Here is a 26,539-nt window from a genome sequence, read left to right as displayed (position 1 = left end):
AACAATTAAAGGAGTGTTTTTATGCTAAAGAGCTGGACACTGCAACAATTTAAATCTGTCAACGATAAAACTAAATTGCAAATTGCTCCATTAACGTTATTTACAGGAGCAAACAACGCTGGAAAGAGTACGATAATTCAAAGTATGTTACTTACCACACAAACGATACAAAACCCTATAGAAGATAGATCAGTTGTATTAAATGGTCACATTACTAGGTTAGGGACATTTGAAGATATTGCTTCAAATTCTTCTGATACAACAGATATATCAATTGGATTTGAACTTCAACCATTGGAACAAACCGATAAAAAGGCTCGAAGGGTATTTTTGGGAAATAGGCCAAGGAAGAATTTTAAAAATATAACTGTGGAGTGCAATTATACCTTTACTTATAATAAAAATACTGAGATGACAAATTTATACCCGCATTTAAAGAGTTGCAATGTTAAAGTGGGTAATGAAAAAAAAGTTGAAGAAATGTCAATTGAGAAAGGAGATATCTCAGAAAGTATTAAGGATTTTAAAATATCTCCTAGATATTTAGATTCATTTGAAGATGCTTTGCAATATAAAGTAACAAAAATACCGGAGTATTTGAATGAAAGGAAGTATTATAGAAATCATCCCAACAATGGGAGGCCAGCAGGGGCAAGCATGAATCATTTCTTACCCAATAGAATAACCTTAGTATATGATTTGGTTGAGGAAGAAATTTCCAAGTTGGTTGATATGGCTTCAAGTCCTACTAGTTATTATTATCGTGGAACTGATTATGAAGAATATATAACAGAAAAATTTCATGAATTAATTGTTGAGTGCCTTGACCACATTTACAAAGAAAATAACGTAAATTACAATGAAAAGCGGTCGCTTACGTTTCAAAAAGCCTTGATAAGATTTTCCGAGACTTTTTCATTAGATAAGCTAAAACGATGTTTTGATATACTATTGGCTGATGACCAAAGAAAATATACTGCGTATATGTTAGAGAGAACTTCCAAGTTAAAAGAGCTGGCGAGATCAAATAAGCCAGTTGAAAATGCTTTATTTAACGGAGATTTACCTGACTTTGCCAGTTACGCTTCAGAGTCAATAACTAATTATTTCACTAATAATGTTAAATATCTGGGTCCATTAAGAGATGAACCGAAACCAATTTATCCACATGCAGGAGCAACTGATTCACGTGATGTTGGTTATAAAGGAGAACATACAGCTGCTGTACTTGAATTACATAAGAATACTAAAATTGATTACATTTCACCTAGTGATCTAAATATTGAATCTAATACACACATTGTTAAAAATGATTTTTTAATAAGTGCAGTACTTGATTGGTTGAGGTATATGGGAGTAGTAAGTAATGTCGAGACAACGGATAAAGGGAAGCTTGGTCATGAATTAAAGGTAAGTGTTAATGAAGACATGAAATGGCATGATCTAACTCATGTGGGGGTGGGAGTCAGTCAAGTACTTCCTATCCTAGTGCTTTCTTTACTCGCTAGTAAGGGGTCAACTCTTATTTTTGAACAACCTGAATTACATTTGCATCCAAAAGTCCAAACAAGACTAGCTGATTTTTTTGTTTCAATGACTAACATTGGTAAGCAATGTATAGTAGAAACCCATAGTGAATATTTAATTAATAGATTAAGATACCGCACTGTAGTTTCTCAAGATTCAAACTTCACTAATAATATTATTTTGTATTTTGTTGAAAAAGAGAGAGGGAATTCTAAATATAAAGCAATAAGAATCAATAAATTCGGAGTTATTGAGGAGTGGCCTAAAGGTTTTTTCGATGAAAGTGAAGAGATGTCTGCATCAATACTGAAGGCGGCGATGGCAAAAAGAAAAAAGGAGTTGCATAACAGAGAATGACCACAATATTCATTGACCCTTACACCCTTGCTTACCCATCTGAAAATGATTCTAAAACCTCTGAAGACCTAGAATATTATTTAGAGAACATTTTATCATGGAGAGACTTGAGAGATATTCATTGGGCAGAGATGTTTATAAGCAAAAAAGCAAGTGACATCCTTATAGAATATAATAATTATCCATACTGGGATAATTTAAAGGCTACATTAATCAAAACAGGTCTCAATGAATTTTACCAAGCGAGAGATATCATTGATGTGGTAGACGGACTTTTACAATTACGTTCAATTGAAGAAAAGTTAGATTTAATTGATGTTCTTTTTGATGATGTTGAGGTTGCTCCAGACGATTATCTAGAACCAAGGCCTACAGTTTACACTGATGAATTCAAGCGAATTCTTGTATTAATGGCTCTTGATTCTCATCTAAATCTCGAAAATGATAATTTATTAATATCAAGGGATATAGAACATAACAGAATAAGTGTTAAAAGTGAAATACAAGTTTGCGAATTTAATGATGAGAAAAATGCATTATCATTTCCATTGCTACTTGAACGTGACTTTACTTCGTGTATTCATATTTCAGATTTATTATTGAATATAAGTCCAATTATATTATGGAAAAAATCAAAAATGAAAAGCGAATATACTGAAATACTGAAAATCTTTATTTATCAAAGACTTGCTAAAATGGGGCAAGATCCCGATATTATTCCGCAATGGAAATTTGGAAGAGAGTTCTTAAATTCATGTCGTAGTTTAGGCTTCCTACATCAGGAATCGAAAATAAACTCTTTATTAAGAGCATGTGCCGATACAATAATAAGTCAAAATCTAAATTCTGTGCATGCATTAAGAATAAATGAAAGTGGAAATAGCCCTCAAATATCAAGAAACGAAGATAAAGCATGGAGAAGAGATATAGATTATGAATACCATTTACATTACTGGCAAACAATTGATGGACCAGAATTAGCTTCTGTAGTTGTTCATAACGATATGGTTATTCCAGCTTAGATTCAGTTTTGATCAAAAAAGTTTTATTCTGGTCACATTTTTGGTCACTCCATTTAATTTTTAAGCGCCACGGCATACTCGAACACAGAAACATAAAAAGTTAAAAAGCTTTGTCCCAAAAGGCTTTCCTCCGCTATTACCTTAACGTACAAAACCCCGTCTCTCCACTGGCAGCGAAGAGGTCAGGGGTTCGAGCCCCCTAGGCTCCACCAAACAATAAATTCAATCCACTTCATCCGAAGTGGTTTTTTTATTGTTTAATGGAGCCCACCAAGGGGGAAGACCGCTCGCACGAAGCGAATGCGGAGGAGCACGGTGTCTGAATCCACCGCTAAGCATTACATTATTGAAATAGTTTCTGTGAAAGTTTAATCAAAATTTCGATATCTTGGGATTCAGTCCGCGTGGATGGAATCGGTAAGTAGGTTTCGAAGGGAGTACTTCTAATGGAGGAGCACAGCTTCAGAATCGACAGCTAAAAGTCCTCGTCGAATATGCTTCGTAAGTTATTTAATCAAAGATTCTGACATCCCGTGACGGAAGGCGAGAATACATGAGTTTTTAGATTGTCAACATAAAACTGAACCACTTATATAAGGGCATACTCCTGGCTTCAACAGGAGTTAGATAATCTGGTGTTCCGTGAATCCAATGATAATTAAACCAATGGTCGTAATCATGGAGTTCAACATCAAGCTGCTCTTCCGTAAGGAAATGCGCTTGGTTAGCGAATTCCGTCTTGAAAATTTTAAATGTTGCTTCCGCACCAACATTATCGTAGGGACAGCCTTTTCGGCTAAGGGAATGTGAAGCACCAAACGTTGTCAAAGCCTCAGAAACGAGCTTATTAATACCCCCATCCGCTAGGACATATCGCTGGGAGCGAAGAAGTCATGTAGAGAAAATAGTGTTAGTATAAAAGGATATTGGGGAACTTTTAAATCGAAGATGAAGTCGAAAAGCCGCATCAAACAGGCATACTGTTCATGTAGCTTTTATCGTATGATATTCAAGCTAGAAGGAGTATGAGGATTTAAGCTCATATTCGCAAAATCTTTAATGGGCTGTCAGATTTAAAGCGCAGTGCAGCGAAAAACACGCTCGGGTCGTCTAAAAAGGTGGAGGTGGTAATTCAGTGAAGCCGGCCGGCTCGAATAACAAGGAAAATTTCCCGAAAGATCCCTCTCAAGCTTTAGAGCAGCTGATGGAAAGCTATGGCTCGACGGTCATGCGCACCGCTTATTTTTATACCGGTGATCGGCATTTTGCCGAGGATATCAGTCAGGAGGTATTCCTTCGCGCTTATCGCAACTGGAACTCGTTTCGTGGAGATAGCGCGATTAAAACATGGTTGACGACGATCGCCATAAACGTTTGTCGGGACAAGATGGGCGTGCGGATGTTTACGGAACAGCCGACCGATCCCAGTCGGATGGAGCGGGGACGGACATTCAACGTGGAAGAAGAAGCGCTTAAAAGATTGCAGAAAAGCGAGATTTTGCGGCATATGCTGCGTCTGCCTCTGCCGTACCAGGAGGCTTTGTATTTATATTATTATCTGGACTTGGACACACGGGAAGTTGCGAAAGCGACGTCGTCACCCGAGGGTACCGTGAGAAACAGACTGCATCGGGCACGTGAGGCGTTGGCTCGGGAAATGCGCAAGGAGGAAATAATCGATGACGGACATGGAGCGTAATTTACGTCAACATTTGCAAAAGGAGTCGGATGATATGTTGTTTTCTAAAATGGAATTGAGCGATAGCGTTAAACAGAAGATCAGGAAGCAAGCCGCCGCGGAACAGAGAAGCCGCCACCGATTCGTTCTTCCGAATGCCTGGCTTGCAGGAGCGGCAGCGCTGATCGCGGTAGTCGTCATAGTGACTGGATTGCCGATGCTGCAAGAGCCCGCCGCAGTACCGACGCCAACGGATAATTCGTCGGAAACCGTGCTGCCCGGAAACGGAGGAGCCACAGGTTCGGAGTTGTCCCAATTGATTACAACTCCATTCGGAACGGCGGAGGCAGCGAAATCAACTTTCGGTTCGGGTGTGCATGTTCCTCAAGTCGCTCCGGAAGGCTTCAAGCTGACCGAGATCGTCGGCGTCGGAATTAAGGACCAACCACTCAGAGATTTGAACTTCACATACGGCTCGGGTGATAAGACGGTGACATTCAGTGCGAGTCGCATGCCGGCGGCATTCCCGACGGACCTGTTCACACAGACCAAAGTAGGCGGAGCGGACGGCTTTATTTTCGAGCAAGCCGAGTTCACGGAGCTGTTCTGGGTTGTTGACGGCATTCAGTATGGCATGTCTGGTCCGATTTCGGGCAATGAGGCCATGAAGGTAGCCGAATCGGTTGAGCCTTAATGAGTTGATGCGTGTATATCGTGAATGAATTGAACGCCCCACCCGTCGAGGTGGGTTTTTTTGGTCAGTAAAGGATTTATTACAGGGTATTATCATGCTTTGACTTCATAGACTCCCCCAACCGTGATACTGTACTTATTGATGCTGACACTATTAAGAGAAATTGTACCTTGAGCGAAAGCTAGATAAATTGGGGTAGTGTAATATCCCCATACGGGAGAGCACATCGCTGGCAGCAATGTGATTAGCGGTTTGATCCCACTAGGCGCTATCATAATAAACAAATCATCCATGCCCTTAGGACGTGGTTTTCAGTTTGTTGATGGATAGACTAGGGGAGATACATCCCAATAAATTCGCCCGTTTGAAGGGACTAAAAGCAAACACCCCTTGATACCTAATCTTAGTCTATCAGCCGTAAAGCAATGATACATGTAATAATGCCTACTATGGATATAATACGCATCGGTGAAATAGGCTCTTTATATAGGAGGATTCCTAGCGTGACTGCGCCCACCGTGCCAATTCCGGCCCATACAGTATAAGCGACGCTAAGCGCTAACGTTTCCAGTGCCATCGAGAGTAAAGTCAAGCTGACAGCAAATGCGCCCAGCATGAGGAGGTAATTGCCCCATGTCTCACGTTCGGAGGAGCGCTTCAATCCGATAAAGCCGATCATTTCGAATCCTCCCGCTACGAGGAGATATAGCCATCCCATACGTCAACCGTCCTTCCTTGTAGTATGGCTTGATTGCTTCAATAGAATAATGAACATGACGAGCATGGCTACCAAACCTAACTCGATTGGCTGTATCGCTTCACCGAATATCGTGATATCTAGAATGATAGTTCCTACAGCACCGAAGCCTGTAAACACGGCGTATATGGTCCCCAATGGCAGCGTTTTGGCTGCTTTCATAAGGAAATGAAAGCTGAACACAAATATCATCACTAGGAGTGGGCCTCCGAGCATATCTACTTTTAATAATCCGGCCCAAATAATTTCGAATACGCCGCCAAGCAGTAAATAAAGCCAGCCGGAACGTACCGGTGTGGTTTGTTTTGGATAAGCCGCAGACAACCCTGCTTGATCAGCTGATACACACTGTTTTTTGACATCGGCTATTTTCACTTTAGTTGAAGTCTTTTGCAGTGGGGGATGCTCTTCGTTCTGCTTGGAAACCAACCGCACAAACAAATATGAACAGCAGTCGATTGCATAGAGAACGGCCCATAACGTTACGATGTATACACCTGATTGCGAATGGTAGTAACCCGACTTTCCCTCTATAATCGATAACCGCAATTGTTCTAACCTATCAGATAGTTCGATCCCGCTGTGAATGAACAAAAACAGCAGAATATGAATAACAAGAATCATAAGAGTGTGAATTAACAAGTGAATGGCTCTACGGCTATTTCTCATTCAGCAAGACTTCCTTTCCGTCAAGCCAAACTTCCATCATTCGATTCACATATTCAATTAACTTGACATCATGACCATAAACTGGCGAATCTCCACTTGAGTTTGGAGACAGCATCGACCAATACTTTTCAAGCAGTTTCTCATTGCCTTCGAATATCTGGAGGGCCCAATGCCATAGCCGCTCTGCTAATTGTTGTATAGGTTCGGAATCTGGCGGCATCTCCATCTGTGCACGAATTTCTCCAAGCAGTTCGATGTAGATTGCCATTCGTGGATCTTGACTGCCCATCACTGGAAGTCGGGAAATAATGTGTTCTTCCTCAGATGTGAATGTGTTCTTCTCAAAATAGGGAGGAATGACGCCTTGTTCGATTTCCCGATGCTGTAGTGAATCCAGCAACTCCCTCAATTCCTTGGCTTGCAGCTTTCCGCTTGTACCTATCGCGTGAATTGCCGTTTGCAGCATATATCTTCTACGTTCGAGGTCCTCCTGCAGGCCTTCGACCCAGGAAATCTGGAGTTCTAACGATTCGACCCAGGCTATCTTCTCCTCTTGCTGTGTCATTTTTTGCACGCCAAGCAGCTTGGCAATTTGAGTCAAAGAATATCCGAGAGACTTGAGCAACAGGATTTGCTGTAACCGAATTAAATCCTGCTCACTGTAGTCGCGATATCCGTTGTCCTTCACAACATGAGGGCACAGCAGGCCAATCTGATCGTAATAATGCAGCGTTCGCCTACTGACGCCGGTAAGTTCAGTCATTTTTCCTACGTTATACATCATTGATCACCTCACCATAAGTATAAACTATGACGTAAGAGTTACAGTCAAGAAAACTATTTCGAAGAATATACTTTATCAGCAATTAGATCAAGATTCACACATCCCTTAGTTGGTGATTTTGATAGAATAAGAAATATCCCCCTAGGCTCCATAATCAATTAGTTTACTAAAAAAGTCGCAGTCTTGTTGCTTGAAGCAACAAAACTGCGACTTTTAGAGACCTCCCCCATAATGGTAATGGGAGGTCCTTTTTTCGTAGTTAGAAAGAAATATTTTAGGTATTGACGCCATTGATAGTAGTGCCAAAACCGAAGGTGCGAGCACTCTTTTCTATATGAAGACCTTCAAAAAGTCGTTCAGATTAACGGTTAATTACATCACCAGTGGAAATAAGTCCTTGTTGAATGGCTTGATTTACCCATGTCGTCAATGAAGTGCCGGGAATTACCGAACGTAATTTGGAGTCTACATGATTGGATTGCGGCATGGATGCGGTATTCGCTGTAACCCAATGATACAAACCTGCTAACCCAGAAGCAGTCTCCTTGCCTAACATGGGGCTAATAGCGGCCTCAAATGTTTCGACAGGTAGGGAAAAGAATTGTATTTCTTGTTTTAGGGATTGACTGAATAGCTCAGCCAATTGATTGCCAGTAAGCGCTTCAGGACCAGTCACTTGAAGGGTTTGACCTGCTAGCTCTGGATGATTTAGTGCGTAAACAGCAAAGTCTGCGGTATCCTCAACACTAACCCAAGCGATAGCTTCTTCGGCAGGGACAGGATAAGCCAATGTACCGTTGTTAAGTATACCTGGAATAATGAAATTCTCCATGTATAGTGTGGGCTGAAGAATGATAAAGGGAATACCGCTTTGTTTGACATAGTCGATAAGTTCTCTTTTGATTTCTAAAGCAGCTGTATTCGTAACCTGTTCCGGTACGTAAACGCTAGTATTGACCACTAATAGCTCTATATTAGCTTCTTTAGCTGCGTCGACTGCATTTTGGAAATAAAGACGAACTTGGTGTAGGTCAAAGTCAACCGGCATAAGCAGCAATACTTTATTTACTCCCTTATGTGCTTCGGCCAAACCAGCGGGATCGGCTAAATTTCCAATGACCGCAGAGATGCCTTGTTCGATAAGTTGATCGGCTTTTTCTTTACTCCTTGCAATCGTTCGAATGGTGTAACCCTCCGTAACTAATTTTCGCGCCGCGGCTCCTCCTTGTACACCTGCTGCACCATAAACAAGAATATTATTTTTATCAGTCATGATCATCATCCTTTCGGTTAGATCTCCGAACTTAAAAAAGCTCGTTTGAAAATGTTTCGGAGATGTGTTAATACTAATAGAAACATGTTATTTATGTAAGTACGCACATAAAAGATATGTAGTATCATTTTGGATACTAAAGGAGGGAAGTAATAGTGGGGAATCTGGAAATTCAATGTCCAGTGGAGGTAACGGTTAAATTAATCGGCGGCAAATGGAAGCTTGTTATTTTACATCAACTGGCAACTCTTGGCGTCAAAAGGTTCAATGAATTACGAAGAATATTCCCCGATATTACTCAGCGAACATTGACCCGCCAATTGCGGGAGCTTGAGGAAGACGGACTTGTGAATCGTAAAGTATACTCGGAAATACCCCCAAAGGTTGAGTACTCCTTATCAGAAACGGGGGAAAGCTTAATTCCCATTTTATTAAATGTAAGGGATTGGGGTATATCCTATATGGATCAAAACCAAAAGAAGGCAGAAGCAAATCAAGAGTGACGACATCTCACTTATTAAGCAAATCAGAAATTGGTTGGGCAAATATAAATGGATGTCAGAACTACTGAATGAAGAAACATCATATCGATCCCTCTAATTAATCAGACACACAATGAACTGCCTTCTATGAAGGTAGTTTTTGTTTTGGGAAAAATAGTAAATCGATTCATTCTCCGTTCACATGTTTTTGATAAGCTCTGATCAGCAAGTTAAGAACTTAGCATCAAAAATATGCTGAAGCAGGAGGTTTATTATGACATCATCTATGAAGAAATTTTCTCGCAAAACGATTTTATTCGTATTATTAGTCACTTTGGTGGGGGTGGGATTGTTAGAGTTACAGATACCCATATCAGCCACTCATACGACTAAACTGTTAGCAGCTCAAACAGAGGTTACTGAGGAAGATTTAAACGATAACGTAAAGTTGACCGCATTTATTGATGGTCTAATGAACGGACATTTGGACACATACAGTATTCCAGGAGCAGTAATATCTATTGTAAAGGATGGCAAGGTGCTGTTAGCCAAAGGATACGGTCACTCTAATCTCGAAGAGGGTAGAGGGGTTGATCCAGAGAAAAATCTGTTCCGAATTGCTTCTACAACAAAGCTGTTTACATGGACAGCTGTCATGCAATTAGTTGAACAAGGGAAAATTGATCTCGATAAGGACGTAAGTACTTATTTAAAAACAGTCCAAATACCAAAATCCTATTCCGAGCCGATTACGATGCGACATCTTATGACTCATACTGCTGGATTCGAGGAAGGCGGTGTGGGCTATCAAATTACAACAGACGCTAAGAAGTTGCCGATATCTATTTCTGAAACACTAAATAAACATATGCTTGCTCGCGTTCAGGCTCCAGGCGAAATGATGTCTTATTCCAACTTTGGGGCTGCACTAGCAGGTTTAATCGTAGAAGAAGTTAGCGGAATGGCTTACAACGACTATATACAAAAGAATATATTTGATCCGCTAGATATGAAATATGCTACCGTTCAGGAGCCCATTCCTGCATCATTAGAGCCATATTCGGTGCTAGGATATGCGCGAGAGAATGGTCAATTTGCAACTAAACCGCCAACTTATGAAGGTGGATTCCGACCTGCGGGTTCGGGCGCAGCTTCCGCACAAGATATGGCTCATTTTATGATTGCCCATTTACAGGATGGTCGTTTTGGGGAGAAAAATATTTTTAAACCTGAAACGGCACAGCTCATGCATTCGCTAGCTTTTCAGTTTCACAAAGATATGCCGGCATGACGCTTGGTTTCTACGAACTAAAGATGAATGGATTGAGGATTATTTCTCATGGGGGCGCTGATACACTATTTAATACGGAGCTATATCTTGTACCAGATAAAGGGATCGGAATTTTTGTTTCATATAGTGGTGGTGAAGGTGCAACAGCTGCAGTAGGATTATCAAAAACGTTCTTCGATCGTTATTATCCTTTGAAGGATGTTGACCTGCCACTAAGCACTGGCGAATTACAGGATTCAGTAAATAAATATTCAGGTTTCTATCAATTCACACGACGTAACCATTCGGATATCGATAAGTTTTATAGTTTTATGTCACAAATAAGTATTGCTGTTTTAGATAATCGACTTACGATTGGAAGCGGGCCAGAGCAATTAGTGTATGCTCCAGTCGAAACGAATCTATTTCAAGAAGTTGGTGGGACAAGTCAGATAGGATTCCGTACTGATACTTCAGGAGAAGTCACCCATTTGCTTCTGGATTTTCTCCCATCCATGCCGCTAGAACGTGCACCACTTATTAATCAATCGAAGTTTTGGTTTACTTTAATCGGAATTTCTTCATTTCTGTTCATCACCGTATTGCTCGGATTCGTTTATCGTAAGCGTGAGATTAAAGTGATGCCGAAAGAGCAAAAGTGGTTCATTCGATTATCGTTAGTTACTTCAGTCTGGGCACTACTATCATTGGTCGTAACATTTGTTGTCGTATTAAATATGGACTTACTGGATCGACTTAGTCGTATAACACCAGAGCTTTCGATCTACCTTGTAATGCCGATTATACTTATTACTTTGACCGTCGCAATGATCATCTCTAGTTTCTTCATTTGGAAAAATAGTTATTGGACGTTGCTAAAGCGAGTACATTATACGCTTGTTGCATTGTCGGCTCTAATCACGTGTTTGTTTTATTATCATTGGAATCTGATCGGTTGGCAGTTTGGTTGATGTAATGATGCAACAAGTTAGCAGGAGCACGATACCATTTGGGAGGCATATACGATCATGGTGAAAATTTTAATAGCGGATGATGACGCTCATATCCGTGAGTTAATCCCCTTATTTTTGAGTAATGAAGGATATGAAATTGAAGAGGCAAGTGATGGAGCGGAGGCACTATCAATTGTAGAAAATAACCGCATCGATTTAGTTGTTTTAGATATTATGATGCCGAAAGTAGACGGTTGGGAGTTGTGCAAGGAAATTCGTCAGTTAGATTCGAATATTCCTTTATTGATGGTTTCGGTCAAAGGGGAGACGGGGCAAAAGGTGAAAGGGTTCCAGCTTGGAACGGACGATTATTTGACTAAGCCATTTGATCCGATTGAACTTGTAATGAGAGTTAAAGCATTGCTAAAGCGATATCAAATTATCTCTTCACAAACGCTAATGCTGGGTGGTATAGAGCTAAATCGTCGTAATTATCAAGTGATAAGAGGAAAATTATGAAGGAGATGATCGAACCGTCGATGTTCATATTAAGCGGCTAAGAGAACGATACGCCAACGATACGCAACATTTTCAAATCGAAACTTATAGGTTAGTACTATCATGATCAAATCGTTATACATCCGAGTAATTGGCACCTTTTTGGTCGTTATTATGATTAGTTTATTGTCCTCCTTCTATATAGGCAGGTCCCTTTTCAAAAAAGAAATAAGCCGTATTGGACAGAATGATATGATTGCAGTGGGTGAAGAAATAATCGCTCAATATGAACAAACAAAACCAGACGATCGAGATGAATTTATACAGCGTATGGTGAAAGTGTCTGCACATCCGATACATCTATACAAAAACTCAGATGAAGTGAAATTTTATAACTTAAAAAACACGACAAAGATCAAAATTTCGAATGAATCGATTATTAATCGGTTGATGTTGCTCGTATTATTAGTTGGGATTGTGATTGGATGTGTATGTATTGTTGTTGCTGCAAGATATTTGGTGAAGCCTCTGCAAATATTAACACAAGCAACGAAGCGATTAGCAAAAGGCGATTTCGATGTAGAAATAAAAACAAAAAGCACAGACGAAATTGGCGTATTGACGCAAGGATTTAATGAGATGGCAAGCGAACTGAAACAGCTGGAGAAGATGCGGCAAGATTTTGTAACCAATGTTTCCCACGAAATTCAAACACCGTTAACGTCTATTTCTGGATTTGCTATGGCATTGAAAAACAGACAATTGGTAGCCGAAGCTAATCGTAATCATTATTTAGATATCATCATCGCAGAAAGCAGTAGGTTGTCTAGACTTAGCGACAATCTGTTAGAACTCGCATCATTAGACTCAGAACAACATCCATTCGAACCGGCTAAATATAATCTGAGTGAGCAAATTAGAGGGATTGTTGTTACATGTGAACCACAGTGGTCGGCCAAAGAACAAAAAATAGATCTGCATATAGATAATTCGGTCACAATATTGGCTGATCAAGATCAGCTTAATCAAGTATGGATGAATTTACTCGGCAATAGTATCAAGTTTACTCCGCCAAACGGACATATTGAAATAAGTCTTACTCAGTCAGGTAATGAAATCATTATTGCCATAACTGATTCAGGGATTGGAATCGCACCTGAGCAAATTGATTTTGTATTTGACCGATTTTACAAAACAGATCCTTCACGAAATCGAAACATTAGCGGCAACGGTCTAGGATTAGCTATTGTGAAAAAAATCATTACATTACATCAAGGAATAATTGAAATAAAAAGTCAAACAGATTAAGGTACAACCGTAATCGTATATTTGCCTATTGATGTGTTTGAAAAATCATACTGATTTAGCGAGATAAAAATGTCCCACCGAAAAAGTGCAGGACATTTTTATTTATGTATTCGACAGTTATTACAGCTCACGGTGCTTAAAATCAATGTAATTTGAATGCTATTAGCATGCCATTATTTTAGAAAACGCGTGAGAACTTGCAGTACCACTTCAGGATTCGGCATATGATCTTCACCCTTTAGTTTAATGTACTCTGCATGAGGAATTGCATTGCTTATTTGGTCCGCTACTTCATGTATAGATGTGGGACTTTTTTCGCCTATAATTATTTGAGTAGGAGTAATAAGTTGTGATATTCGTTCAACAGGGGGCAATTCTTTAGCTATCAACGTATCATAGGCAAGTGTTGGTGCGAGGGTCAGCATAGTTGACCACTGCGGTGATTGTTGCATATAGCCAATGACTTCTTCTGGAATACCGATACCCTCCAAGAAATAACGAATTGCTTCGTCATGGTTACCCTGATCTAACATTTTCTTTAGTACTTTACTTAATGCAATAAATTCTTTTTGGTTTTCCTCATCATGAGAATATGCGGGATCATAGATAACAAGCTTACTCACTTTATCACCAAGAAGCATAGCCGCTTCGAGAGCAAGAATAGCGCCAGACGAATGACCGTAGACAAATGCCTCTCCACCAGCAACATTAATCATTGCTTCAATGTCTTCAAGTTCACGCTCAATTGTGTATGGCAATGTGTTGCCACTGTCACCGCGTCCGCGTCTGTCATAATTGTAGACGGTAAATTGTTCTGCAAACACTGTAGCGTCATGCAAAACCGGTTCAAATGAACGAAAACAGGTTGCTCCAGTCACGAAAATAAGTGCAGGGCCGTTGCCGTAAACATCATAAGCTATCGTTGTTCCGTCTTTCGATTTAGTCGTTTTCATTATTTTCCCTCCATATAAATCGATAGTTAATCTTAAGTTAATTATCGCTTAAATAGATACGTAACGTTTCTTCTGGATTGCTACATTCATTAGTAGTAATATTATCATTCCGCTGCAATAGATAAGCAAAAGGCCTCCTAGTTCAGAGAAACTAGGAGGCCTTTTAATCGTTATTAAGACTTTAACTTTCCGATGTACCTCAGTTATCGCTTCTTCTGATTGTAGTTAACTTTTTATCTCTATTGCCTGGGCCAATTGCGAGCGCAGTTCTTTTGGCTACATTTGTGCAAATGATAGCAATTGCTATATAGTCCATTCTAAAAGAGACGCTAGATAATCGCCGATTAACGATAATAGGTGTAACATTGCTAAATGGAGTTGGCACCATGGTTTTTTCCTCAAACTATATTTCAAGGTCTTCCATCAATCTCTCAATATATATGCGGTAATGGACTTCTTGTCGGTACTTTGATTGTTATTGTATTGGAGCAAGTATGGAGGGCAGATTGAGCAACTTTATAGAAGCGATTCGTTAAAGCTCTTCGATGATCCACTTTTCCCAAGTTCCAGCAACTATACGTTTTAGCATGCTGCTTTTACTTAACCTAGGTCCTTTAATGTCGCTTTTGTTGACAATGATTATCGTTATCTACTATGATCATTGTTGATTGCATAAGAGATTACTGCTGGCAGAGTTCAGCGGATCGTCGGCCGGGAGAGGTTAAAGAATGAACTGGGAAGAGTATATTCAAATGTGGGATCACGCATTCATACAGCTGATAGATATTAGACAGCTTCATATAAGCAATCATGGTAAGCAACAACATCTTTTCCCCACCAGTGGTTATATTTATGTCGTACAAGGGAATGGAACGATATGGCTTGATGAAGATAAACATGTATTCGATCGATTCTATCTGCTTCATGCGGGAAAAGGGAGCCGTATTCGAATAGAAGTTGGACAAGAAGACGTTACGTATTATTACTTATTATATAGAGGGAATATTCCGAGTAAAGCGAGTGGTGCAATTTTAAAGCTTTATCACATGAACAATCCTTTTCAACTTCAATTTGCTAGCCGACCAATTGCTCCTGTCGTATTATACCGTCATGTGGATGCGATGTACGAAGAATGGAATCGTAGAGAGATTTTTGAACGGTTTCATGTGAAAATTCGTTTTTATCAATTTGTTCACACATTGGTTAAGCAGCTTCATTTACAAGGGGTTGCTACTAAAGAAATAGATACTGTTGAACAGATTATTCAGTACATACATGAACATTATAATGAAACGATTACCCTTGAGTATTTGGCTGAGGTATGGAATTACAGCATCCAATATTTATCGAGACAGTTCAAACATCGTACTGGGAGAAGTCCAATAGAATATGTCATTCAAACTCGAATGGCTAAAGCGAAGGACTTAATGGTCCGAACTGATGCAACTGGGCAAGAGATAGCTGAGAGTGTTGGATATTATGATTTGTTTTATTTTTCACGTCTGTTTAAGAAACAAGTAGGAATGACCCCCGTTCAATACAAAAAGATGGTGAAGGAGGGATCATTAGTTTCAGATCGTCCATGGGAAGAGTTCGTATCCTCCATGGGCAAGTATATCTCTGATTGCTATAATGATGGTGATAATCATTATCAATTAAAGATTGAAGGGGACAAACAGATGTTGAAGAGAATGAGAACGAAAATAGGATTAACGATGATGCTGGTATTAACGTTGTTGCTTGCAGCCTGTGCAAATGGGAATACAAGTCCAACTAATCAGAATACAGCAGGCGGGAAATCAAATGTGGGTACGGAAACAACACAATCTACATCTTCAAATCAAACAAAATCCGAAACAAGTATGCGAAAAATATCAACAGTAATGGGCGATGTTAATGTTCCTGCAAATCCTGAACGTATAGTTGTTGACTGGGATTTGGGACCAGTCTTAGCTGTAGGGGTAACGCCAGTTGGAGCATCAAATACACAAATGAACTATGCAGCATTTCTAAAGCCATTTTTACCGGAAACAGTTGAAGATATTGGTGCAGAAGGAAGTATTTCTTTTGAAAAAGTATTGTCGCTTACGCCAGACGTTATTATCACTTGGAATAAAGAAGCGTATGAAAACTATTCGAAAATTGCTCCGACCGTCGTATTTGATACAAGCCAATATGCAACGATCCATGAAGAGATTACAGCAATGGGCTATATTTTGGACAGAGAAGAAGAAGCTAAAAATTGGCTCATAGACTTTGACAAACGGACAGAGGCTGCCCGTACTAAAGTTAAAAATGCAATTCCAGCAGATGAAACGATCTCTATTGTGGATTATATTACGGTAGACGATTTCTTAATGGTAATCGGAAAAAATGGTGAAAGAGGGGGTAGAGCAGCTTACGAGTTGTTAGACCTTAACCCTGCTCCTAAAGTAAAGAGCGAAATTATTGACCAAAAGAAAGATCGTATTGAAGTGTCTTGGGAAACGGTAAATGATTACGTAGGTGATTATGTCATTGTACTTAGTGTTAAAGGCAAAAAACCACCTGAGTTGCCTATGATGTGGAAAAACTTAGATGCAGTCAAAAATAATCGTGTCATTGTAATTGAAATGGAAAATTATTTTGCTGCGGATTCATTTTCATCCCTATTACAAGCAGAAGATATTGCGGATAAGATCGCTAAGCTTGCTGAAACTGCTAAGTAATCAACAAAAGAAGGTAGCTCCGACTAGTCGGGGTTACCTTCTTTTTAGTTTGCTCGAAGGCGATCCGAGCGGATATGTCCGCGTTCCGCTAGCAGCCATTTAAGCGGAGCGGGATTTGGTTCAGATAATAAAAATTGTATAAGGGGGAGCAGTCGATCAAAGATTTGACGAGATTCATCAATTTTCCCTGAACGGAACAGATCATAGGTGTGAACAAACTGATCACTATCCAAATTCGCGCTGGCCAAAATACCGCCTTTTCCACCCGTACATAATGACGAGAAAAAAAGGTCATCTTCCCCGCACAAAACCGGTTTGTCCATCGAACGAGCCAGCTTGAAAAATCGTTTAATATTGCTTGTATCTTCTTTCATACCAATGACATGATTCATTTCCATAATTGCTTTTATCGATTCTAGCGCTAGTGGTACACCTGTGAAATTAGGGGTATCATGCAAAATAACAGGCAGCTCAGCTTCTGCAAGTGCTCGGAAATGCTGAATGATGCCGCTTTGAGACGTACGATTGTTGTAAGGAGCGGGAACAAGTGCTGCATCAGCTCCTAGTGATTTTGCCCAAGCTATTTTTTTAATAATAGTTGTCGTATTGCTGAGCCCTGTTCCAATAATCAACGGAATTATCCCAAGTGCTTTGCGGGCAGTAATGATGAGTGTCTCCAGCTCAGATGTTGCGATCACCTTTGATTCCCCGATCATTTCGTTAACGACGATACCATGGACGCCTTTTTTCACTAAACGTTTAACGTGTTCCTTAAATGATTTCACATCTAAATTTCCGTGATCATCAAACGGTGTCACGACTGGGACGATTACGCCTTTTAACGTTTGTTGTATAAGCATAGTGTACAACTCCAAACTCAGAGGAATGTGTGCAAATAAGTATTGTTGCATCAATATAAAGCTTTTTTTACAAAAAGTAACCAACCATTCGACTATGCTTTTGAGCAAACCGGTTGGGTAGTTGCAACGGCTGGTTAGGGAAATGTTGGATTGGATGGTTACGTCTATTGATTTAATTAACATCGCACCGCTAGTTACTGATAGAAGACAGCTTGTTCTGCATGGAAAAGCGGGGATTCCGAGCATGAAGTGTCACAACTGCTTGGGGCGTTGCGACATATGACTGAGATGTTTAGTAAGGGCAGCAGGGGCGATGGCACTGAGCGGAGCAATTATAACACGGTAATACCAGCCGCCCCGCAATTTTTAATATCACCAAGAGAAGCGATTTATTCTACAGTTGAGCATTTGGAATTGATACAGTCTCATGGTTATATATGTGCAGAGTTCATCTATGTGTATACACCAGGAATTCTAATCCTTATGCCTGGGCAGCTCATTACTCGGTATACGCTGGACTACAACATGCGTCATATAGAAGCAGGACTCCCGGTTAAGGGGCTCGATTACTACTTTGCAAAAGATAAATATCTCATACAAGATTAATAGAAGAGATTTAGGCACCGTCCCAATAGTAGAGAAATCTACCGTTGGACCGGTGCCTTTTGATTTGACGGCTAGTAATCCGAGGAAATTGGGTTATAGTGGTGTGAACTTGCGCTTGAAGTCTATTAGCCCGACCCAATCGGTTTACACTTTCACCTTTGTTTACTGCGTGGCAAGCAATCCAATATTGTTGCAATTTGTTGAACATGGTTGGTTGTATGTTGACGTTCAGCGGCTGGTGACACCTTTATCGTTCTCTTATAAAGTGAGATAGATTCAAGAACGAATGGAAGTCGATAGGAGCTGAGAAGTTTGAAATTATCCAAAGCCTACAAGCGGCTTGCAGCGGTACTGATGTTTGGTATGTTGCTACTAATTACTGGTTGCACGGAAAATATCGTCGTGCTGAATCCGAAAGGACCGATTGCAGAACAGCAGCGGGACTTGATGATCACATCCACTTTGTTATGCTTTATCGTTATTATTCCTGTCCTCATTATGACGGCAGTTATCGTCTGGCGATATCGTGACAGAGAGGGAAGGAAGGCAAAGTATACGCCACGATGGGAGCATAGCACCAAGCTCGAAATCATCTGGTGGGGTATACCGATTATTGTCATTTTAGTACTTGCAGTCGTTACTGTAAAAGCCACATACGCATTGGAACCCTCCAAACCATTGGCATCTGAACAAGAGCCAATAACGGTACAGGTTACATCACTTAATTGGAAGTGGCTGTTCCAGTATCCGGAACAGGGGATAGCAACGGTTAATGAACTGAAGATTCCAGAAGATGTGCCCATCCGATTTGAGATTACGGCAGATTCTCCGATGAACTCCTTCTGGATTCCACAGTTAGGCGGTCAGATGTATGCAATGTCAGGAATGGCGATGACTCTTTATTTGCAAGCGGACGAGCAAGGGGAATATTGGGGTTCCGGCGCCAACTTTACGGGTACCCACTTCGGGGATATGTATTTTGATGTAGAAGCAACTTCCCGCGAAGAGTTTGATGAATGGGTAAAGGGAATCAAAGACGAATCACCCCCATTATCGCTAGAAGGTTACAAGCAATTGGCTGAACCTGCTACATCTGAAGTTCAAACGTTCTCTTCGTTCCCTGAAGGGTTGTTCGAAATGACCGTGACCAAATACGGCGCATCGCATAATCATGGCTTGTCATGGGAAGATGCACAAAAGTTTGAGCTTGAAGAAACAAAGGCAGGTCAAAACAAGTAAGGAGAGAGTTACTCATGTGGGAGAAAGTGAAGGAATTCGCTTCCGAATTTTTTGTAACGGGAGATCCAATGATCTATGGTGCAGATGTCAGTATCGCACTTACGATTATTGCCATCGTTTCCGTATTGACTTATTTCAAGAAGTGGAAATGGCTGTGGACGGAATGGCTTACAACCGTCGATCATAAAAAAATCGGTATTATGTACATTATATCCGCCTTTTTGATGTTGTTCCGCGGTGGGGTGGATGCGCTGCTTATGAGAGCGCAATTGATTGCGCCAGAAATGAGCTTTTTGACACCGGATCATTATAACCAAATTTTCACGACACACGGCGTAATTATGATTCTATTTATGGCGATGCCATTTATGTTCGGTTTGTTTAATGTGATGGTTCCGCTTCAATTAGGGGCGAGGGATGTTGCATTTCCATTCCTGAATGCGCTTAGCTTCTGGTTGTTCTTCGCCGGAGCGATGTTGTTTAACCTATCGTTTATTATTGGAGGTTCCCCTGATGCGGGGTGGCTCGCATATCCGCCTTATTCGGAGTTAATGTACAATCCGGGAGTTGGACAAGACTTTTATATTTGGGGTATCCAAATTTCAGGTATAGGTAGTTTGATGACCGGTATTAACTTTATCGTTACTATTTTGAAAATGCGTGCCCCAGGTATGAAATTGATGAAGATGCCGATGTTCCCTTGGTCGGTATTGTCGAGTTGTATTGCGATTATCTTCTCATTCCCAATTCTTACGGCAACGCTAGCACTACTGTTTCTAGACCGATATGCCGGCGCTCATTTCTTTACGCTGGATGGCGGCGGAAATCCTATGATGTACATCAATTTGATTTGGATGTGGGGACACCCAGAAGTATATATTATCGTACTTCCTGCCTTCGGTATTTTCTCAGAAATTGTTGCGACTTTCTCGAAGAAAAAGCTGTTCGGCTACAAATCAATGGTGTTCGCCATGATTATTATAAGTGGACTCTCATTCCTTGTATGGGCCCATCACTTCTTTACGATGGGGACGGGGGCAGACGTAAACGCCTTCTTTGCTTTAACCACAATGCTGATAGCAATACCTACCGGCGTCAAGGTGTTTAACTGGCTGTTTACGATGTTCCGAGGAAAAATTACATTTGAAACGCCGATGTTATGGACGATAGCATTTATCCCTTGTTTTGTAACAGGGGGACTTACGGGCGTATTGCTCGCAGTTGCACCTGCGGACTTTCAGTTCCATAACAGTTATTTCTTAGTCGCACATTTCCATCATGTCATAATCGGCGGAGTCGTCTTCGGTTACTTCGCAGGTCTTTATTACTGGTGGCCTAAACTATTTGGCTTCAAGCTGAATGAGCGATTAGGCAAATGGGCGTTCTGGTTCTGGAATATCGGTTTCTATCTATGCTTCATGCCGCAATATGTACTTGGACTAATGGGCATGACGCGCCGTGTCTCCACTTATGGATGGGACAAAGGTTGGATGGACATGAACGTCATATCAACCGTCGGAGCTGTTCTGATGGGGATCGCATTTATCTTCCAAGTGTGGCAAATTGCGCATGGTGTGAAGCATCGTCACGCGAATATGGATACAACGGGAGATCCATGGAACGGAAGAACGCTAGAATGGTCCATTCAATCTCCAGCGCCGCATTATAACTTTGCAGTGCTGCCTGTTGTGACTGAACAAGATGATTGGTGGGAAAGAAAGTTACGCAACAAAGAAGCAAAACTGAAAGGGAAAGAGGTTCATCCTGAACCATTGAAGCTGGAACCAATCCATATGCCGAAAAATTCGGGAATTCCTATCATTATGTCGGGCTTCTGGTTTATAGCTGGTTTTGGTTTTGTATTCCGATGGGAGACGTTTATTATTGCAGGATTAGCGGGTGCAGCGATATGCATGATCGCCCATTCCTTCAACTATGATACGGATTATTACGTTCAAGTTGATGAAATTGAACGAACGGAAGCGATGAAAGGCAAGGTGATTAACTAATGGCACATTCTCACGCACCTGGAAAGGCGCATGAAACGGACATGCATACAGAGCATCATGAGCATCCGGATCAGGAAGGAATGCGCAATTTAGGTTTTTGGATATATTTGATGACAGATGTTATCCTGTTCGGAACGTTTTTTGCAACATATATCGTTTTGCGTAATAACACAAACGGCGGGCCTGGTCCCGCCGAGTTGTTTGAAATTAACGGCATTATCATAAGTACATTTATATTGTTATTCAGTAGCTATACATGTGGTCTTGCACTCCTCGCTATGAACAAAGGAAACCGCAAAGCGCTAATTGGCTGGCTTGGCGTAACCGTAGTGTTAGGCCTTGTATTTATCGGATTTGAAATCAATGAGTTTGCACATCTTGTTTCTCTGGGAGCAACGATGGGTACTAGTGCATTTTTATCAGCGTTTTATACTCTGGTAGGAACTCATGGTTTGCATGTAATTGTAGGTATCGTTTGGATGGTTGGTGTTATGATTCAAATTTCTAGAAGAGGAATAACACCAGTTACGAAGCGGAAAGTCAACATCGTCAGCTTGTTCTGGCATTTCCTGGATGTTGTTTGGATCTTCGTATTTACGGTCGTTTATTTAATGGGGGTGAGCTAAATGGCAAATCGAGACGCGGCACATTCAGGTGGAGAAGCGCATGGTTCGTTCAAATCCTATACGATCGGTTTTATTTTATCTCTCGTGTTAACGGTAATACCAATCGCAGTTGTTTTAAATGGTTGGCTTGAAGGAAATGCAAGCGCAATGGTGTTAATGATAGCTGCTGTTCTGCAGCTTGGTATCCAATTGTTGTTCTTTATGCATCTTCGTGAAGAGAATAAACCGCGCTACAATTTAATGTCTTTGATCTTCGGCCTTGTTATTTTGGTTGTTATCGTTGCTGGTTCTATGTGGATCATGATGTACAACATGGTAGCTGTGTAACCTAGTAATCTTGCAAAAGAGGAGGGGAACGTGGTGAAGCGAATATACGGATGTGCATTAGCTGTTGCAATGCTGCTTCTATTAAGCGCATGTGGGCAAAAGGTGGAAGATACTATTCTTAAGGATAGTATTACGACACCTGAGGATGGCGAAGCCGTTGCGATCTATAAGAAGCAATGCATTTCTTGTCATGCTGCTGACTTGAACGGACGGGTAGGGCCTGAGCTTAAGAAGGTTGGGTCTAGACTAACCGATGAACAATTAGGTTCTATCATCCGTGAAGGTGCACAAGGTATGCCGTCGTATGAGAACCGTCTTGAAGATAAAGAGATTGATGCAATCGTGCAGTGGTTAGTCAAAATGAAATAAGAGGGTGAAGTTTGTATGGTGAAAAGAGCTGCGTTAGCCATTATGATCTGTGCAATGTTGGTCGTCATTTCTGCATGTGGAAATAGCAAACCAAATAAATTGAACTTGCCCGTTAATGACTTCACATTTACGAACCAGGATGAACAACCTGTTTCTTTGTCCGATCTAAAAGGTAAGGTTTGGGTAGCTGATCTGATCTTTACGCATTGTGAAACGGTTTGCCCGACGATGTCGGCTAATATGGCTGAACTGCAAAAACAATTAAAATCAGCTAATGTAGATGCGGAAATTATCTCTTTCTCTGTTGATCCTGAACGTGATAATCCAGCAGCACTTAAGAGCTATTTGGAGAAATTCGATGCAGATTTTACAAATTGGCAGGCTTTAACCGGATATTCACATGAAGAAATCAAAACGTTTGTACTGCAATCATTTAAAGTTCCAGTGGCGAAGGATACAGCATCAGACCAAATTATCCACGGCACATCCTTCTATTTGGTCGATCAGAAAGGCACAGTTGTCACCAAATATGACGGAATGGAAAATACGCCATACGAAAAAATCATTAAAGATATAAAAGCACTACAACGATAGTAGCTGGAAAAGTAAAGGAGTGATTGGTTATGAATAGCATATCCAGTTCACGATGGGTGAAGTGGTCACTATTTGCACTCGCGACAGTTGCTATCGGTTATGCCATATGGAGCAGCTTTCCAAGAAATGAAGAAGGCGGAAGAGTCGGCGATACAGCACCTTCATTCAGCCTGTCAGGCTTAGACGGTGAAACAATTCGTTTAACTGACTACCGGGGAAAAGGCATTATAATCAACTTTTGGGCATCATGGTGTAAGCCATGTACGAACGAGATGCCACTAATGAATGAAGCTTATGCAGAGTCGCCCGATGTCGAAATCATTGCAATTAATGTTGGCGAAAAGCCGGAGAAGGCAAAACGATTTGCCGAAGAACTGGGGCTGAAGTTTCCGGTTGCGCTAGATCAGGACAATGAAATCAAAAAGAAATATCGCATTAGCGGTTTGCCAGTTACGTTGCTCGTCGACAAGGACGGCAAAATTGTTGAGCGGATTACTGGGGAGCTGCAAAGCACGCAAGACATTTTAGATTTAATGGACGAAGTTCGCCAAGATGCTTCATAAAAACAACCTAGTACGTAAGTAGATCGGAGAATGAATGGTATGGATCAAGTTACCGCAATCATCGCCTTTGGCGGAGGGATATTAGCTTTTATTTCTCCTTGTACTCTGCCATTATATCCGTCTTTTCTTTCCTATATTGCCGGAATATCGGTGAATGAGCTTCAATCCCGAAGCTCTAATGGCGTCTCAAGCGCGGTACTTAAACATTCGTTATTGTTTCTAGCAGGCTTCTCATTGGTCTACTATGTGCTAGGCTTTTCGGCAAGTATGCTGGGGCAATGGTTTGACTTATATAGAGACTTGATTCGGATGCTCGGAGCCGTATTTATATTTCTACTCGGTTGCTTTATGGTAGGACTTATTCGCCCTAAGTTCATGATGCGTGAGATGCGTTTCAATGCTCCCAAAGCTGGCGTGGGTAAAAGTTTTGGCTCATTTGTAACGGGCATCATATTTGCTGCTGGATGGACGCCTTGTATCGGCCCTATATTTGGAGCAATTATGTACACCAATATAATGAACCCAGATCCATGGCCAACTTTTGTTCATATAACGGCTTATGCATTAGGCTTCGGAATACCTTTTCTAGCAATGGGATATTTCATCGGAAAAGTAAAACGTTTATTAAAATATTCCGACCTGATGATGAAAGTCGGCGGCGCCATCATGATTATATTAGCTGTAATGTTGTATTTCGATAAAGTAAGCTGGCTTAATACATGGGCTAATTGAGAAAAGATCGTCTACTACCTGCTTGAACAGGTGGTTGGCGATCTTTTTTAATGCGCTATTTTATTGTTACAAAATTATTCGTGAATCAGCTCGCGTAATGCTTCTGCGAACTTGGCAATGCCAACGCCAATTTGATCGGCCTTAGCTCTTGCGAAAGTAAATCGGACAAAACCGGAATCCGAGCCATAGACGCTACCCGGTACAAAAACTACACCTCTTCGTATCGCTTCCTCCAGTAATTTGCCGTCATGGACTTCAGGAGCAAGCTTGCACCACAGATGCAATCCTCCTTGCGGAACCATAAACGAGATGAGGTCTGGAAGCTCCTTTTGCAATGCCTCAATGAGCAAGTCCCGTTTATATTGCAACTGGAGACGTAAACGTTCCAGATGAGGTTCAAAATGGGCCGATTTTAGAAACTGAGCAGCTACTTGCTGCGGAATGACGCTAAGGCCAAAATCCATCTGCTGTCTGGCATCCGCAAGCCGTTCTACGATGGAATTGGGGGCGACCATCCAACCAACACGAAGACCGGAAGCAGCTATTTTGGAAAAGGAACCTATATAGATCGTTGATCCGACTTTATCCATTGATTTGAGTGGAGAGGGTGGTGTTCCCTCATAAGACGTAAGGCCGAATGGATCGTCTTCTACAATCGGCAGTGCCAATTCACTTGCCACATCGAGCAATTGTTGGCGGCGTTCGGTACTAAACACCGTTCCAGTAGGATTTTGATAATTCGGATTAATAAACACCATCTTGATACGATGTTTTTTGTATAACGAACGAACATCTTCTGGATTGATTCCATGTTCGTCCACAGGGAGCCTGAACAGTCGAAGTCCTGCCGATTGAAACAGGGGCAAAGAATAACAATAGGATGGATCTTCTATCGCAACTGCATCTCCGGGTGAGAGCAGACACTGCGTTATTAAATAGAGTGATTGCTGGGAACCAGATGTGATCAATATGGAAGACTCAGTCGTTTTGATATCACGATACCGATCCAAATTAGCAACCAAAGCTTGTCTAAGTGGAATATATCCTTGAGGGTTATCGTAACCCAGATAGGAAGTATAGCTATGCTCGTTCATTAATAAAGTAATTTCTTTGGTCGGAGCCAAGTCCGCAGATAACTCGCCGCTTGCGAAATCGATCAGGGAAGGTTGTTGAGTTAGCGCTTCCCGAATTCTCCGCATAAAGGGTAAGTTCGGCAAGAAGCTGCCACCTTCGGCATAACGGCTCCAGTTTGGAGTATGCTTTGGTGTTGCTCCCCATTTTGTTCTACTTACGCGCGTCCCACTGCCAGTCCGGCTTTCAATAATTCCAAGTGCTCGTAGTTCAGCAAATGCCAATATAACCGTACTTCGGTTGACACCAAGTTGCTCAGCCAGTTTTCGTTCGGACGGAAGCAGGCTGCCCGGTGGATATTCGCCATACGAAATTCGTTGTTCCAAGTGGTCGGCAATTTGCTCATATAGCGTTTTTTTGCTGTTGCGTTCGGGTTTCCACATGAGATTTACCTCCATTGTTTGGTTTAGTCATAGTTGTGATTTTTATCATATCATTTTTTTTTGAAAATACAGAAGATAGATGTAACTTAACGATGACAGATGTTCTACTTTTCGATGAACATGGATGGGTCGGACTCGAATTAAATGGATGGTTACTAAAAGTGGAT

General features: G+C 41.1%; 27 protein-coding genes and 1 pseudogene. 19 read left to right on the top strand and 9 right to left on the bottom strand.

Going from position 1 to position 26,539, the window contains the following annotated elements; translation table 11 throughout:
- Positions 1 to 21: 21 nt before the first annotated feature.
- Positions 22 to 1,884 (top strand): AAA family ATPase, encoded by a 1,863-nt coding sequence (locus MFF31_RS19230; protein WP_238190105.1) that lies wholly within the window; start codon positions 22 to 24, stop codon positions 1,882 to 1,884.
- Positions 1,881 to 2,906, top strand: coding sequence for a hypothetical protein (locus MFF31_RS19225; RefSeq protein ID WP_238190103.1), 1,026 nt, complete (start codon positions 1,881 to 1,883; stop codon positions 2,904 to 2,906). The genes MFF31_RS19230 and MFF31_RS19225 overlap by 4 nt, the downstream gene beginning before the upstream one ends.
- 561 nt (positions 2,907 to 3,467) lie before the next feature.
- Here the strand turns inward: MFF31_RS19225 and MFF31_RS19220 are convergent.
- A complete protein-coding gene (locus MFF31_RS19220; protein ID WP_375541333.1) occupies positions 3,468 to 3,734 on the bottom strand; it encodes an IS3 family transposase in 267 nt (88 codons plus the stop codon).
- A gap of 307 nt (positions 3,735 to 4,041) precedes the next feature.
- Between MFF31_RS19220 and MFF31_RS19215 the strand changes: the two genes are divergently transcribed.
- Both MFF31_RS19215 and MFF31_RS19210 read left to right on the top strand, forming a co-directional pair.
- A complete protein-coding gene (locus MFF31_RS19215) occupies positions 4,042 to 4,605 on the top strand; it encodes a sigma-70 family RNA polymerase sigma factor (RefSeq protein WP_238190101.1) in 564 nt (187 codons plus the stop codon).
- Positions 4,586 to 5,278: a DUF4367 domain-containing protein gene (locus tag MFF31_RS19210; protein WP_238190100.1), complete on the top strand. Its 693-nt coding sequence runs from the start codon at positions 4,586 to 4,588 to the stop codon at positions 5,276 to 5,278. The genes MFF31_RS19215 and MFF31_RS19210 overlap by 20 nt, the downstream gene beginning before the upstream one ends.
- Before the next feature lie 403 nt (positions 5,279 to 5,681).
- Here the strand turns inward: MFF31_RS19210 and MFF31_RS19205 are convergent, their stop codons facing one another.
- The 4 genes from MFF31_RS19205 to MFF31_RS19190 all read right to left on the bottom strand — a co-directional run bounded on the left by MFF31_RS19205 (position 5,682) and on the right by MFF31_RS19190 (position 8,761).
- A complete protein-coding gene (locus MFF31_RS19205) occupies positions 5,682 to 5,996 on the bottom strand; it encodes a DMT family transporter (RefSeq protein ID WP_238190098.1) in 315 nt (104 codons plus the stop codon).
- A 3-nt stretch (positions 5,997 to 5,999) separates the two neighbouring features.
- Entirely contained in the window at positions 6,000 to 6,704 is a 705-nt protein-coding gene (locus MFF31_RS19200; protein ID WP_238190096.1) for a DMT family transporter, read from the bottom strand.
- Positions 6,694 to 7,488 (bottom strand): MerR family transcriptional regulator, encoded by a 795-nt coding sequence (locus MFF31_RS19195; protein ID WP_238190094.1) that lies wholly within the window; start codon positions 7,486 to 7,488, stop codon positions 6,694 to 6,696. Before MFF31_RS19195 ends, MFF31_RS19200 begins: the two co-directional genes overlap by 11 nt.
- 361 nt (positions 7,489 to 7,849) lie before the next feature.
- Positions 7,850 to 8,761, bottom strand: coding sequence for an SDR family oxidoreductase (locus MFF31_RS19190; protein ID WP_238190092.1), 912 nt, complete (start codon positions 8,759 to 8,761; stop codon positions 7,850 to 7,852).
- Positions 8,762 to 8,916: 155 nt separating this feature from the next.
- Between MFF31_RS19190 and MFF31_RS19185 the strand changes: the two genes are divergently transcribed.
- The 5 genes and pseudogenes from MFF31_RS19185 (at position 8,917) to MFF31_RS19165 (ending at position 13,272) form a co-directional block, all read left to right on the top strand.
- Positions 8,917 to 9,264, top strand: coding sequence for a winged helix-turn-helix transcriptional regulator (locus tag MFF31_RS19185; RefSeq protein ID WP_238190090.1), 348 nt, complete (start codon positions 8,917 to 8,919; stop codon positions 9,262 to 9,264).
- Between the two features lie 253 nt (positions 9,265 to 9,517).
- The gene (locus MFF31_RS19180; RefSeq protein WP_238190088.1) at positions 9,518 to 10,534 is read left to right on the top strand and encodes a serine hydrolase domain-containing protein; all 1,017 of its coding nucleotides are present in this window, start codon (positions 9,518 to 9,520) and stop codon (positions 10,532 to 10,534) included.
- Between the two features lie 23 nt (positions 10,535 to 10,557).
- Positions 10,558 to 11,484: a hypothetical protein gene (locus MFF31_RS19175; protein ID WP_248565536.1), complete on the top strand. Its 927-nt coding sequence runs from the start codon at positions 10,558 to 10,560 to the stop codon at positions 11,482 to 11,484.
- 57 nt (positions 11,485 to 11,541) lie between these two features.
- Positions 11,542 to 12,091, top strand: a pseudogene (locus MFF31_RS19170) (response regulator transcription factor).
- The gene (locus tag MFF31_RS19165; RefSeq protein WP_238190084.1) at positions 12,088 to 13,272 is read left to right on the top strand and encodes a sensor histidine kinase; all 1,185 of its coding nucleotides are present in this window, start codon (positions 12,088 to 12,090) and stop codon (positions 13,270 to 13,272) included. Before MFF31_RS19170 ends, MFF31_RS19165 begins: the two are co-directional and overlap by 4 nt.
- 173 nt (positions 13,273 to 13,445) lie before the next feature.
- Here the strand turns inward: MFF31_RS19165 and MFF31_RS19160 are convergent, their stop codons facing one another.
- Together MFF31_RS19160 and MFF31_RS19155 are read right to left on the bottom strand one after the other, a co-directional pair.
- The gene (locus MFF31_RS19160; RefSeq protein WP_238190082.1) at positions 13,446 to 14,225 is read right to left on the bottom strand and encodes an alpha/beta fold hydrolase; all 780 of its coding nucleotides are present in this window, start codon (positions 14,223 to 14,225) and stop codon (positions 13,446 to 13,448) included.
- A 199-nt stretch (positions 14,226 to 14,424) separates the two neighbouring features.
- Entirely contained in the window at positions 14,425 to 14,613 is a 189-nt protein-coding gene (locus MFF31_RS19155) for a hypothetical protein (protein WP_238190080.1), read from the bottom strand.
- Between the two features lie 340 nt (positions 14,614 to 14,953).
- On the opposite strand from MFF31_RS19155, the gene MFF31_RS19150 reads away from it, so the two are divergent.
- Positions 14,954 to 16,933, top strand: coding sequence for an AraC family transcriptional regulator (locus MFF31_RS19150; RefSeq protein WP_238190078.1), 1,980 nt, complete (start codon positions 14,954 to 14,956; stop codon positions 16,931 to 16,933).
- Between the two features lie 44 nt (positions 16,934 to 16,977).
- Here MFF31_RS19150 and MFF31_RS19145 read toward each other — a convergent pair whose 3' ends face one another.
- Entirely contained in the window at positions 16,978 to 17,793 is an 816-nt protein-coding gene (locus MFF31_RS19145) for a dihydrodipicolinate synthase family protein (RefSeq protein WP_238190076.1), read from the bottom strand.
- Positions 17,794 to 18,072: 279 nt separating this feature from the next.
- Here MFF31_RS19145 and MFF31_RS19140 point away from each other — a divergent pair, with 279 nt between their 5' ends.
- The 9 genes from MFF31_RS19140 (at position 18,073) to MFF31_RS19100 (ending at position 24,858) form a co-directional block, all read left to right on the top strand.
- Positions 18,073 to 18,399, top strand: coding sequence for an Orn/Lys/Arg family decarboxylase (locus tag MFF31_RS19140; RefSeq protein ID WP_238190074.1), 327 nt, complete (start codon positions 18,073 to 18,075; stop codon positions 18,397 to 18,399).
- Between the two features lie 312 nt (positions 18,400 to 18,711).
- Positions 18,712 to 19,638 carry a ubiquinol oxidase subunit II gene (gene cyoA / locus MFF31_RS19135; RefSeq protein WP_238190072.1) on the top strand — a complete coding sequence of 309 codons (927 nt, stop codon included), beginning with the start codon at positions 18,712 to 18,714 and terminating at the stop codon, positions 19,636 to 19,638.
- Positions 19,639 to 19,652: 14 nt separating this feature from the next.
- The gene (locus tag MFF31_RS19130; RefSeq protein WP_238190070.1) at positions 19,653 to 21,647 is read left to right on the top strand and encodes a cbb3-type cytochrome c oxidase subunit I; all 1,995 of its coding nucleotides are present in this window, start codon (positions 19,653 to 19,655) and stop codon (positions 21,645 to 21,647) included.
- Positions 21,647 to 22,273 carry a cytochrome aa3 quinol oxidase subunit III gene (gene qoxC / locus MFF31_RS19125; protein ID WP_238190069.1) on the top strand — a complete coding sequence of 209 codons (627 nt, stop codon included), beginning with the start codon at positions 21,647 to 21,649 and terminating at the stop codon, positions 22,271 to 22,273. Before MFF31_RS19130 ends, qoxC begins: the two co-directional genes overlap by 1 nt.
- Positions 22,274 to 22,600 (top strand): cytochrome o ubiquinol oxidase subunit IV, encoded by a 327-nt coding sequence (cyoD, locus tag MFF31_RS19120; RefSeq protein WP_238190067.1) that lies wholly within the window; start codon positions 22,274 to 22,276, stop codon positions 22,598 to 22,600.
- A 33-nt stretch (positions 22,601 to 22,633) separates the two neighbouring features.
- On the top strand, positions 22,634 to 22,969 hold the full coding sequence (locus MFF31_RS19115; RefSeq protein ID WP_238190065.1) for a c-type cytochrome: 336 nt from the start codon (positions 22,634 to 22,636) through the stop codon (positions 22,967 to 22,969).
- Positions 22,970 to 22,984: 15 nt separating this feature from the next.
- The gene (locus tag MFF31_RS19110) at positions 22,985 to 23,563 is read left to right on the top strand and encodes an SCO family protein (RefSeq protein WP_375541332.1); all 579 of its coding nucleotides are present in this window, start codon (positions 22,985 to 22,987) and stop codon (positions 23,561 to 23,563) included.
- A 29-nt stretch (positions 23,564 to 23,592) separates the two neighbouring features.
- Positions 23,593 to 24,126: a thiol-disulfide oxidoreductase ResA gene (gene resA, locus MFF31_RS19105; RefSeq protein WP_238190063.1), complete on the top strand. Its 534-nt coding sequence runs from the start codon at positions 23,593 to 23,595 to the stop codon at positions 24,124 to 24,126.
- 39 nt (positions 24,127 to 24,165) lie between these two features.
- Complete coding sequence (locus tag MFF31_RS19100; protein WP_238190060.1) at positions 24,166 to 24,858, top strand: cytochrome c biogenesis CcdA family protein; 693 nt, start codon at positions 24,166 to 24,168, stop codon at positions 24,856 to 24,858.
- A 74-nt stretch (positions 24,859 to 24,932) separates the two neighbouring features.
- Here MFF31_RS19100 and pdxR read toward each other — a convergent pair whose 3' ends face one another.
- The gene (pdxR, locus tag MFF31_RS19095; protein ID WP_238190059.1) at positions 24,933 to 26,372 is read right to left on the bottom strand and encodes a MocR-like pyridoxine biosynthesis transcription factor PdxR; all 1,440 of its coding nucleotides are present in this window, start codon (positions 26,370 to 26,372) and stop codon (positions 24,933 to 24,935) included.
- Positions 26,373 to 26,539 lie beyond the last annotated feature (167 nt).

Origin of the sequence: Paenibacillus sp. L3-i20 (assembly GCF_022180385.2) — a bacterium.
Lineage (GTDB): Bacteria > Bacillota > Bacilli > Paenibacillales > Paenibacillaceae > Pristimantibacillus.
This window is presented reverse-complemented; position numbering and strand designations above follow the sequence as displayed.